A 12,442-nucleotide genomic window follows, 5' to 3' on the forward strand; every position below is an offset into this window, starting at 1 on the left:
TAAAAAATAAAATTATCTTAATTAGCACTACAAGTCTGCCCGCGTCTCTGGTAATCTGGGACCTGAGTGAGCTGAAATTTTTTGTGTTTATTTTATGTCTGATAAGTCACAAATTTTATTTTTAATTGTGTTTGGTTCACAAAAGAAATATTTTACTTGTTACAAATTGTTAACAATATGCTAACAATAGTGCCCGTGAAAACAACCCCTTACTTTTAGCCATTAATAAAGAGAAAAATTGTGCGCAAAGAGAGACCAAAAAATTTAGACCTATCCACGGTTAAATTTCCCATTACTGCAACAGCATCTATTCTGCATCGTGTTTCTGGGATTATCGTTTTTATTGCCTTGGCAATATTCTTAACCCTCCTAAACTGTTCGTTATCATCCGCTGAAGACTTTCAAAATGTACAAGGTTACTTTGACTTGTTTATTGTAGAATTTGTTTTTTGGGGATCATTAACAGGTCTTGCATACCACGCTGTATTTGGTATTAGACATATGATTCAAGATTTAGGACATTGGGAAGAGTTAGAGAGTGCTTCATTAAGTGCAAAAGTTTGTTTTGCTATTACTGCTGTACTGTCAATATTAGCGGGGATTTTAGTATGGTAAAGGTTGCAGGTACTTTTGGACGAAGTGGTGTGCATGATTACATTTTATTGCGTGCCAGTGCTGTCATTCTTCTCGCCTACATTATATATCTTGTAGGCTTCATTGTTTCTACTGATATTACTTATCAGGTTTGGACGGACTTTTTCTCTTTAACATTTACTAAGGTGATAACGCTAATGGCGTTGGTCGCTATGCTTGTCCATTCTTGGATTGGTATTTGGCAGGTGTTAACAGATTACGTTAAATGTACGTTATTACGTGGCACATTACAGTTTGTGTTAACGACGGTTGCATTTGCGTATGTTGTTTTTGGTTTTGTAATTTTGTGGGGTGTTTAAGGTGAGTTTACCTATTCGTGAATTTGATGCGATTGTTATTGGTGCTGGTGGTGCAGGTATGCGCGCGGCATTGTCTATTTCGCAGGAAGGAAAAAGCTGTGCGTTGATTACGAAAGTATTCCCAACGCGCTCACACACGGTATCAGCTCAAGGCGGTATTACTGTAGCGCTTGGTAATGCACATGCTGATAACTGGCAATGGCACATGTACGACACGGTTAAAGGTTCTGATTTCATCGGCGACCAAGACGCAATCGAATATATGTGTAATGAGGGCCCTGAAGCTGTTCGTGAATTAGAAAATATGGGACTGCCTTTTTCTCGTTTTGAAGACGGTTCTGTATATCAACGTCCTTTTGGTGGCCAATCTAAAGAGTTTGGTGGCGAACAAGCGGCACGTACTGCAGCGGCAGCAGACAGAACAGGTCATGCACTACTACATACGCTTTATCAACAGAACATTAAAAACAAGACAACCATTTTCTCTGAATGGTATGCACTTGATTTAGTTAAAAATGACGATGGTGATGTTGTAGGTTGTACAGCCATTGAAATTGAGACGGGTGAAGTTTGCATGTTTAAGGCGCAAGCGACAGTACTCGCAACGGGTGGAGCAGGGCGTATTTATGCTTCAACGACTAATGCACACATTAATACTGGTGACGGTGTTGGTATGGCATTACGTGCTGGCGTGCCAGTACAAGATATGGAAATGTGGCAATTTCACCCAACCGGTATAGCGGGTGCGGGTACATTGGTTACAGAAGGTTGTCGTGGTGAAGGTGGTTACCTGCTTAATAAAGACGGCGAACGTTTCATGGAACGTTATGCACCGAATGCTAAAGATTTAGCCGGTCGTGATGTTGTTGCTCGTTCTATCATGATTGAAATTCGTGAAGGTCGTGGTTGTGAAGGTCCTTGGGGAACGCACATTAAATTGAAACTAGATCATCTTGGTAAAGATGTTTTAGAAAGTCGTTTACCAGGTGTTTGTGAATTATCTCGTACGTTTGCACATGTTGATCCAGTACATGAGCCGATTCCAATTATTCCAACTTGTCATTATATGATGGGTGGTGTTCCAACAACGGTTAACGGTCAAGCATTAAAACTTGATGCAGATGGTAAAGATATTGAAGTGAAAGGGTTGTTTGCGGTAGGTGAAATCGCATGTGTATCCGTTCATGGTGCTAATCGTTTAGGTGGTAACTCTTTATTAGATTTAGTGGTCTTCGGTCGAGCTGCAGGTAAGCATCTTGGTAAAGTATTAAGTGAAGAAAATACGTCGAAAGCACCCACTGAAGAAAATATTGAAGCTGCATTAGAACGTTATAATCGTTGGGAAAAAGGTGCTGGCACTGAATGTCCAAACGAAATTCGTAAAGATTTGAAAGAATGTATGCAGAATAATTTTGGTGTATTCCGTGATGGTCCTGCAATGGCTGAAGGTCTTGCTGAACTTGAAGCAATTCGTGAACGTCTTAAAAATGCAAAACTAAGCGATAAGAGCAGTGAGTTTAATACTGACCGAATCGAATGTTTAGAATTAGATAACTTAATGGAAACAGCTTTAGCAACCGCTAAGTCTGCTAATTTCCGTACAGAAAGTCGTGGTGCGCATAGCCGCTTCGATTTCCCTGATCGTGATGATGCTAACTGGTTACACCACAGTATGTACATTGCAGAAACAGAAAGTATGTGTAAACGTGACGTTAATATGGCGCCAGTACTACGTGAAGCTTTCCCACCTAAAGCGCGTGTTTACTAGAAGGTTTATAGATATGAATATTAATTTTTCAATTTACCGTTACAACCCTGATGTTGATAAGAAACCTTATATGCAGGACTCGTCATTAGATGTGCCTGAAGGTTCAGACATGATGGTCCTTGATGCCCTTATCTTACTTAAAGAAAAAGATGCGTCACTTTCATTCCGTCGTTCATGCCGCGAAGGTGTTTGTGGATCTGATGGTGTTAATATGAATGGTAAAAATGGACTTGCATGTATTACGCCATTGTCTGACGTGTTATCAAAAGGCAAAAAAGTAATTATTCGTCCACTACCAGGCTTGCCAGTGATACGCGATTTAGTTATCGATATGACACAGTTTTATACTCAGTATGAAAAAGTGAAACCGTTTTTAATTAATGACGATCGTACACCGCCTGCTGGAGAGTTTAAACAATCTCCAGAAGAGCGTGAAAAACTTGATGGTTTATACGAATGTATTTTATGTGCATGTTGTTCAACCTCATGCCCTTCATTTTGGTGGAATCCAGATAAGTTTATTGGTCCAGCTGGTTTATTAGCTGCTTACCGTTTTCTTATTGATAGTCGAGATAGTGCAACTGAAGAACGCTTGTCGAATTTAGATGATGCTTTTAGTGTTTTTCGTTGTCACAGTATCATGAACTGCGTTAGTGTTTGTCCTAAGGGATTAAACCCTACCAAAGCGATTGGTAAAATTAAATCTATGTTATTACAGCGCGCTGTTTAATTTTTAACTAAACATTACTAATTAAACAATTAATAAAAGTATAAGGAATGTTAATGCCAACTAATGTTATGGAAACTTGGTTAGCCTCATCGCATCTTTCCGGGGCAAATTCTACTTATATCGAAGACATTTACGAATTGTATTTAGAGGATCCACTTGCTGTGGACGCTAATTGGCGTGAAGTCTTTGATGAGTTACCAAGCGTGACTGATGCTCCTGAGGAGCGTCATTCAATTATCCGTGAACAGATGAAGCTTGCGGCCAAAGGGCCAAAATGTTTCACACCGCCAGATGGTGCTGTTCACAATGATGCAAAACAAGTCAAAGTGTTACAATTAATCGGTGCTTATCGTAACCGTGGACATGAAATTGCTAACTTAGATCCTCTTGGTTTAGTTAAAACAGAATCAGTTAAAGAGTTAGACCCTTTTTATCATGAACTAACCGGTTCTGATTTAGATGCTAACTTTAATGTCGGATCATTTGCTGCTGGCAATGAAACGATGGTATTAAAGGATCTTATTGCATCGCTTAAACGAACTTATTGTGGCTCGTTAGGTGTGGAATACATGCACATCACTAATACTGATGAAAAGCGCTGGATCCAAAACCGTATTGAATCATGTGAAAGTCGTCCTTCATTCAGTAACGAATCTAAAAACCGTTTCTTAGAAGAGTTAACAGCAGCAGAAGGGCTTGAGCGTTACATCGGTTCTAAATTCCCTGGTGCAAAACGTTTCTCTCTAGAAGGCGGTGACTCTTTTGTCCCTATGCTTAAAGAAGTCATTAGACGTTCTGGTGAGCAAGGCGCACATGAAGTTGTTATCGGAATGGCTCACCGTGGACGTTTAAATGTATTAGTAAACGTACTAGGTAAAAAGCCAACGGACTTGTTTAACGAGTTTGCTGGTAAACATGCCAATATCGATGGTTCAAGTGATGTTAAATATCACCAAGGCTTCAGTAGTGACTTTAAAACGGCTAAAGGTAATGTTCATTTATCATTAGCATTTAACCCGTCACATTTAGAAATCGTTAACCCAGTAGTATTAGGGTCGGTTCGTGCTCGTCAAGAACGTTTGAACAGCATTGGTGAAAGTGTTTTACCTATTACTATTCACGGTGACTCAGCTATTGCTGGTCAAGGTGTTGTGCAAGAGACATTTAATATGTCACAAGCACGTGCCTTTAAAGTCAGTGGTACTATCCGTATCGTTATCAACAACCAAGTTGGTTTCACTACTTCAGATCCTCAAGATACTCGCTCTACACGTTACTGTACTGACATTGCAAAAATGGTCCAAGCACCTATTTTCCATGTTAACGGTGATGATCCTGAAGCAGTCATGCAAGCGGCACAAATTGCGATTGATTTCCGTAATAAATTCAAACGTGATGTGGTTATTGATTTAGTTTGTTATCGTCGTCATGGCCATAATGAAGCTGATGAGCCGAGTGCAACACAGCCTGTGATGTACCAAAAAATCAAAAAACATCCTACACCACGTGAAATCTATAGTAAGCAATTAGAAAGCGAAGGTGTTATTGCGGAAGGTTTTGCTAAGCAACTAGTCTCTAATTACCGTGATGCCTTAGATAATGGCGAATGTGTTGTTAAAGAATGGCAAGCGATGCAAGGCAACTCTATTGATTGGTCTCCTTATCTAAAACATGATTGGGATTTACCTTACGAAGCGGGTTTCCAAAAACAACGCTTAGTAGAATTAGCTGAATCTATCAGTCATTACCCAGAAGATCAGAAACAACATTCACGTATTGCTAAGATCTATAACGATCGTGTAGCAATGGCGCGCGGTGAGAAACTGTTAGATTGGGGTTTTGCTGAAAACTTAGCTTACGCAACATTATTAGATTCTAAATACAATATCCGTTTAGTGGGTCAAGATTCTGCACGTGGTACATTCTTCCACCGTCATGCTGTATTGCATGAGCAAACAGAAGCTAAACGTTATACTCCTCTTCAAAATATCTCTGATGATCAAGGTCATTTTGATGTTTATGATTCAGTTTTATCTGAAGAAGCGGTACTAGCATTTGAATACGGTTACTCTACTGGCGCACCTAAAGGTTTATGTATTTGGGAAGCGCAGTTTGGTGACTTTGCAAATGGTGCTCAAGTTGTATTTGACCAATTCTTATCATCAGGTGAGCAGAAATGGGGCCGTATGTGTGGTCTGACTGTTTTATTACCGCATGGTTATGAAGGTCAAGGTCCAGAGCATTCATCAGCTCGTTTAGAACGTTTTTTACAATTATGTGCTGAGCATAATATGCAGGTATGTGTTCCTTCAACACCTGCTCAGGTTTACCACATGTTACGTCGCCAAGTCATTCGTTCAATGCGTCGCCCATTAATTGTTATGTCACCTAAATCATTGTTACGTCATCCATTAGCGGTTTCTAGCTTAGATGAATTAGCATCAGGTACATTCTTAAATGCAATTGGTGAAGTGGATGAGCTAGACCCAGAAGCAGTGACTCGTATTATTCTATGTAGTGGTAAAGTTTACTATGAACTACTAGAAAAACGTCGTGCTGAAGGTTTAAATCATGTCGCTATTATACGTATCGAACAACTTTACCCATTCCCAACGGATGAAGTAAATGATTTGCTTGAGCAGTATGCACATGTAACTGAGTTTATTTGGTGTCAAGAAGAGCCTCAAAACCAGGGTGCTTGGTACTGTAGTCAACATAATTTCCGTACTGTAATGCCTGAAGGCGCTACGCTGCAATATGCAGGTCGTGCAGCATCAGCATCAACGGCGGTAGGTTATATGTCTCTACATGTTAAGCAACAAAAAGCATTAGTGAACGAAGCACTTGGTTTTGATGAACAGTAATCAAAATTAAATCGAATTTATTGAATAAAAATTATTATTGTAGGAAGCGTTAATTATGATTGAAGTATTAGTTCCAGAACTTCCAGAATCAGTTGCAGATGCAACTGTAGCAACTTGGCATAAACAACCTGGTGACTTCGTTGAGCGTGATGAAGTATTAGTTGAAATCGAAACCGATAAAGTTGTTTTAGAAGTACCTGCTACAGCATCAGGTATCTTAAAAGAAATCATTGAAGATGAAGGTGCAACTGTACTTTCTAAGCAATTATTAGCTAAATTAGAAGAAGCAGACGCACCTGCTGCAGCTAAAGAAGAAGCTGCTCCAGTTGAAGCGCCTGCAGCAACTGCTGATGCAAGCCCATCTGTACGTCGTTTAATGCTTGAAGAAGGCATTGATGCACGTGATATCAAAGGGTCTGGTAAAGGTGGTGTTATCACACGTGAAGATGTAGATAACTTCCGTACGTCTAAAAACAAAAGTGAAACGGCACCTAAAGTTGATATCGTAGCTGCTGTTGCTGCACGTAGCGATAAGCGCGTACCAATGACACGTTTACGTAAACGTGTTGCTGAACGCCTATTAGAAGCTAAAAACTCGACGGCAATGTTAACTACTTTTAACGAAGTAAACATGAAACCAATCATGGATCTTCGTAAGCAGTACCAAGAAGTATTCGAGAAAAAACATGGTATCCGTTTAGGGTTTATGTCTTTCTACATCAAAGCGGTGACTGAAGCGCTTAAGCGTTACCCAGAAGTTAATGCAGCAATTGACGGTACTGATATTGTTTACCACAACTTCTTTGACATCAGCATTGCAGTATCAACACCACGTGGTCTTGTAACACCTGTTTTACGTGATACAGATACATTAAGTGTGGCTGACATTGAAAAAGGTATTCGTGAGCTTGCAATTAAAGGTCGCGACGGAAAATTAACGGTTGATGAAATGATGGGCGGTAACTTTACGGTTACTAACGGTGGTGTATTTGGTTCACTACTTTCAACACCAATTATTAACCCACCACAAGCGGCTATCTTAGGTATGCACAAAATCCAAGACCGCCCAATGGCTATTAATGGTGAAGTGAAAATTTTACCTATGATGTACCTAGCACTTTCATACGATCATCGTTTAATTGATGGTAAAGAATCAGTAGGATTCTTAGTAACAATCAAAGAGCTACTTGAAGATCCAACGCGTTTATTATTAGACGTTTAATATCGATTTTTAAATATTAGTCGATTGGCTGTTTATTTTATTAAACAGCCATAAAAAATTGTTTTTACACTCACGGCCTTCGGGCTATTAAGTTTAACTAAACAGATGGAAATAAATCATGAATTTGCATGAATATCAGGCAAAACAATTATTTAAAGAATACGGTTTACCGGTTCCTAATGGTGTCGCTTGCGACAGCGCTGAAGATGCAGTGAATGCTGCATCTAAATTAGGTGGCGAACGTTGGGTTATTAAATGTCAGGTACATGCGGGCGGTCGTGGTAAAGCGGGTGGCGTTGAATTAGTTGATTCAGATGAAAAAATCAGTGCATTTGCTAACAAATGGTTAGGTCAAAACTTAGTGACTTACCAAACAGACGCAAATGGCCAACCAGTTAATAAATTATTATTAGAAGAATGTAGTGACATTGCTAATGAGCTTTATTTAGGTGCGGTTATTGACCGTGCTTCACAGCGTGTTACGTTTATGGCGTCTACTGAAGGCGGCGTTGAAATTGAGAAAGTTGCTGAAGAAACACCTGAGCTTATTCATACTGCTATGATTGACCCATTGGTTGGCGCACAAGCGTACCAAGGTCGTGAATTAGCATTTAAATTAGGTCTTTCAGGTAAGCAAGTAGGTCAATTTACTAAAATTTTCCTAGGCTTAGCGACAATCTTTGAACAAAAAGATTTATCATTATTAGAAATCAATCCATTAGTTGTTACTGGTGCTGATGACCTAATTTGTCTTGATGGTAAAATTTCTATCGATTCAAATGCAATGTACCGTCAAAAATCACTTCAAGCGATTAACGATACAACGCAAGATGACGAACGTGAAATGCATGCTGCACAGTGGGAATTAAACTACGTAGCACTGGACGGAAACATTGGCTGTATGGTTAATGGTGCTGGTCTTGCTATGGGTACGATGGACATGGTTAACTTACATGGCGGCAACCCGGCTAACTTCCTAGATGTTGGCGGCGGCGCAACTAAAGAACGTGTTACTGAAGCATTTAAAATCATTCTTTCTGACGACAAAGTTAAAGCTGTTTTAGTTAACATCTTTGGCGGTATCGTACGTTGTGATTTAATCGCTGACGGCGTTATCGGTGCAGTTGCAGAAGTAGGTGTATCTGTTCCTGTTATCGTTCGTTTAGAAGGTAATAATGCTGAGTTAGGTCGTAAGATTCTAGCTGAGTCAGGTCTTAATATTATTGCAGCAACATCATTAACAGATGCTGCGCAGCAGTCTGTTAAAGCGGTAGGTGGAAAATAATGAGCATTTTAATTAATAAAGACACTAAAGTAATTTGTCAGGGTTTCACTGGTGGTCAAGGTACTTTCCACTCTGAGCAAGCGCTTGAGTACGGTACAAAAATGGTTGGTGGTGTTTCTCCTGGTAAAGGCGGTCAAACACATTTAGGTCTTCCTGTATTTAATACAGTACGTGAAGCAGTAGAAACAACTGGCGCAACAGCTTCAGTTATCTACGTACCAGCACCATTTTGTAAAGATGCTATTTTAGAAGCGATTGATGCAGGTATTAAATTAATCGTTACTATTACTGAAGGTATCCCAACACTAGATTTAGTTGCAGTTAAAATCAAACTAGATCAAGAAGGCGTTGTGATGATCGGTCCTAACTGTCCTGGTGTTATTACACCTGATGAATGTAAAATCGGCATCATGCCTGGTCACATTCATAAGAAAGGTAAAGTAGGTATCGTATCGCGTTCAGGTACATTGACTTATGAAGCAGTTAAACAAACTACTGATGAAGGTTTCGGCCAATCAACTTGTGTTGGTATCGGTGGCGACCCAATCCCTGGTTCAAGCTTCATTGATATCTTAAAATTATTCCAAGAAGATCCTGAGACTGAAGCAATCGTTATGATTGGTGAAATCGGTGGTACTGCGGAAGAAGAAGCAGCTGCTTACATCAAAGCAAACGTAACTAAACCTGTTGTTTCTTACATTGCTGGTGTTACTGCACCTGCTGGTAAGCGTATGGGTCATGCTGGTGCAATTATCGCTGGCGGTAAAGGTACTGCTGAAGATAAATTTAAAGCACTTGAAGATGCAGGCGTGAAAACGACTAAATCTCTAGCTGAAATCGGTAGCGCATTACGCGAAATCACTGGTTGGTAATCTCTTAACAGAGTGCTAATTACCAAGCCTCGCTTTTAGCGGGGCTTTTTTATGCCTGCTATTTATGTTGTGGTTAACCTAGCGAGTATTTTAGTAGAGTAATACAGAAACTACTGAAGATAAATTTAAAGCGCTATACCTTAAATGAAGAGATGCAGGCGTGAAAACGACCAAATCTCTAGCTGAAATCGGTAGCGCATTACGCGAAATCACTGGTTGGTAATCTCTTAACAGAGCACTAATCACCAAGCCTCGCTTTTAGCGGGGCTTTTTTATGCCTGCTGTTTCAACTTTAATACAATTTACGAGTCTATTAGCTCGGTAATATAGAAACTACTGAAGATAAATTTAAAGCGCTATATGTCTGCAAATTTTCACTGAATACAGATATGAAAAACTTTTTTGATCTAGGGACGCATGCTTTAGCTTGCAGTTTTTTTGTGTTGGGGGTTGTTATTTTGGTTTCGAATATAAAATCAACACACAACCTCCTGCAGGCTAAAGCCAGCGCCCCAAGGTCAGAGGATCAACATCAACACACAAAATCTGCAGACTGAAGTCAGTGATTCTAAGTCAAAGAATCAACATCAACACATAATTCCTTGCAGGCTAAAGTTAGTGTCCCGATACAATTTTCGGCAATCAGTTGATGTTTTAGTTTTTGATCTGGGGGCGCATGCTTTAGCTTGCTGAGGTTTTGGTGTTGGTTTTGGTGTTGGTTTTGATAGTTTTTGTCTTTTCAACAACAAATCAACACACAAAAAAACTGCAGACTAAAGTCAACGCCTGAAGTCAAAAGGCCGAAGTCAACACACAAAAGCCAGCGCCCCAAGGTCAAGAGGAGCAACATCAACACACAAAAAACTGCAGGCTAAAGCCAGCGCCCCAAGGTCAGAGGATCAACATCAACACACAAAATCTGCAGACTGAAGTCAGTGATTCTAAGTCAAAGAATCAACATCAACACATAATCCCTTGCAGGCTAAAGTTAGTGTCCCGATACAATTTTCGACAATCAGTTGATGTTTTAGTTTTTGATCTGGGGGCGCATGCTTTAGCTTGCTGAGGTTTTGGTGTTGGTTTTGATAGTTTTTGTCTTTTCAATAACAAATCAACACACAAAAAAACTGCAGACTAAAGTCAACGCCTGAAGTCAAAAGGCCGAAGTCAACACACAAAAACCTGCAGACTAAAGTCTGCGCCCCAAGGTCAAGAGGATCAACATCAACACATAAACCCCTGCAGGCTAAAGCCAGCGCCCCAAGGTCAGAGGATCAACATCAACACACAAAATCTGCAGACTGAAGTCAGTGATTCTAAGTCAAAGAATCAATATCAACATATACCCTTTGTAAGCTAAAGCCAGCGCCTCGAAGTCAAAGGATCATAATCAATCAATATAGCCAACATCAACACACAAAAAAACTGCAGACTAAAGTCAGTGTCCCGATACAATTTTCGACAATCAATTGATGTCTCATAGCTTAAAAAATGAAGAAATACTGGCGTGAAAACGACTTAATGGCTAGCTAAAATTGGATTCGATAGTCATTGAGATCGTAATCAACGTTATAAAGCAGATAAGGTCTGTCGAAATACTATGCATTATTATCTGGTTATTATTTACTTTTTTTATGTTTGTATATCGAATGATGTGTTTTAAATTAAACTCATTTTGCTAAAAGTTAATTTAGACCAATTTGTATTTTTAAAGCATTTCTTTTTATATATTAAAATGACTTTTAAAATTTAGGTCATTTACATAACTATTAAGCGAATAAAAAAGTGACAGATTTTTCTTAAGAGTTGATTTTATTTAATATAATAAATTCTCAATGTGTTGATGTTTTTTACAATAACTTCATTTTATTGTTATTTCATATCCTATCTAACTGTTAAACAAAACAAAAGTTATAGTGGCACGCTTGATGCAAAATCATAAGTGAATATCATTAATATTTTTATATTTTATGATTTCATTTTATTAAGCTTTTTATTTTTTTACATTAAAGAGGATAGAGGTGAATATGGATATATTTAAATTTTCAACTATTAAAAAAATAGGGCTCGCATTAGGTCTATTGTTTAGTACAAACTCTTTTGCGGGGACGATTGTTGATGTTGTCTATCAAGATCAAGCGCTTAGCGGGTTTGGAAATTCAATTTCTTACCAGCATGATATTACAGATGATGGATTTACATTTGGAAGTGCAACAAGTGCAAATTTAGCCATTCAAGTTAACAACCTTAGTTTCTGGGAGACACTGTTATTTCAAATTGATGAGTTTGATTTTGATTCGGGTGCAATTACGTTAGGCAGCGGTTATATAAACAATCTTGAAGTCAATGCATTAGCCGCTCTTAACAGTGATGGCTTATTAGATGTGTTTGTTTATGCTGGTCCATGGACTAGTGTTAGAGTTGGTACTTCTACTTTAACAGTACAAGTTCCAGAGCCAAGTACTATATTGATACTAGGGCTTGCAATCATCGGTTTAAGTTTGCGTCGTCAACGTAAACTATAATCTATCATCTATCATTTATCATTTATCATCTATCATACTTATGGGGGCTAATGATTAGTTTGTCCACCATTTTATGATTTAGCCTCGCTGTTCGTGTAATGCCGATCGGTTAAGGATCTAAGAAGAAAACTTGAACGATCTTGCAGATAGAACATAATCCCCACTCTTATTTAAGGTTGGGGATTTTTTTTTGTTTAATCAAGAAATGGAATTGGTGTATGAA

At 38.9% G+C, this 12,442-nt stretch carries 9 protein-coding genes; all 9 read left to right on the top strand.

Features of this window, described 5'->3' with window-relative positions; all coding sequences use genetic code 11:
* Nucleotides 1-240: 240 nt before the first annotated feature.
* The 9 genes from sdhC (at nt 241) to SP041_RS14715 (ending at nt 12,219) form a co-directional block, all read left to right on the top strand.
* Nucleotides 241-615 (top strand): succinate dehydrogenase, cytochrome b556 subunit, encoded by a 375-nt coding sequence (gene sdhC / locus SP041_RS14675; RefSeq protein ID WP_137297900.1) that lies wholly within the window; start codon nt 241-243, stop codon nt 613-615.
* Nucleotides 609-953, top strand: a complete 345-nt coding sequence (sdhD, locus tag SP041_RS14680; RefSeq protein WP_025562954.1) for a succinate dehydrogenase, hydrophobic membrane anchor protein — start codon at nt 609-611, stop codon at nt 951-953. Before sdhC ends, sdhD begins: the two co-directional genes overlap by 7 nt.
* 1 nt (nt 954) lies before the next feature.
* Nucleotides 955-2,721: a succinate dehydrogenase flavoprotein subunit gene (sdhA, locus tag SP041_RS14685; RefSeq protein ID WP_025562955.1), complete on the top strand. Its 1,767-nt coding sequence runs from the start codon at nt 955-957 to the stop codon at nt 2,719-2,721.
* Nucleotides 2,722-2,734: 13 nt separating this feature from the next.
* Nucleotides 2,735-3,451, top strand: a complete 717-nt coding sequence (locus tag SP041_RS14690) for a succinate dehydrogenase iron-sulfur subunit (protein WP_025562956.1) — start codon at nt 2,735-2,737, stop codon at nt 3,449-3,451.
* Between the two features lie 53 nt (nt 3,452-3,504).
* Entirely contained in the window at nt 3,505-6,315 is a 2,811-nt protein-coding gene (gene sucA / locus SP041_RS14695) for a 2-oxoglutarate dehydrogenase E1 component (protein ID WP_025562957.1), read from the top strand.
* Nucleotides 6,316-6,370: 55 nt separating this feature from the next.
* Entirely contained in the window at nt 6,371-7,537 is a 1,167-nt protein-coding gene (gene odhB / locus SP041_RS14700; protein ID WP_205961205.1) for a 2-oxoglutarate dehydrogenase complex dihydrolipoyllysine-residue succinyltransferase, read from the top strand.
* A 118-nt stretch (nt 7,538-7,655) separates the two neighbouring features.
* Nucleotides 7,656-8,822 carry an ADP-forming succinate--CoA ligase subunit beta gene (gene sucC / locus SP041_RS14705; RefSeq protein ID WP_025562959.1) on the top strand — a complete coding sequence of 389 codons (1,167 nt, stop codon included), beginning with the start codon at nt 7,656-7,658 and terminating at the stop codon, nt 8,820-8,822.
* Nucleotides 8,822-9,694: a succinate--CoA ligase subunit alpha gene (gene sucD, locus SP041_RS14710; RefSeq protein ID WP_025562961.1), complete on the top strand. Its 873-nt coding sequence runs from the start codon at nt 8,822-8,824 to the stop codon at nt 9,692-9,694. The genes sucC and sucD overlap by 1 nt, the downstream gene beginning before the upstream one ends.
* A gap of 2,027 nt (nt 9,695-11,721) precedes the next feature.
* Nucleotides 11,722-12,219 (top strand): PEP-CTERM sorting domain-containing protein, encoded by a 498-nt coding sequence (locus tag SP041_RS14715; protein ID WP_025565989.1) that lies wholly within the window; start codon nt 11,722-11,724, stop codon nt 12,217-12,219.
* Nucleotides 12,220-12,442: the final 223 nt, after the last annotated feature.

The sequence above is a fragment of the Psychromonas sp. SP041 genome (assembly GCF_000470315.2).
Lineage (GTDB): Bacteria > Pseudomonadota > Gammaproteobacteria > Enterobacterales > Psychromonadaceae > Psychromonas.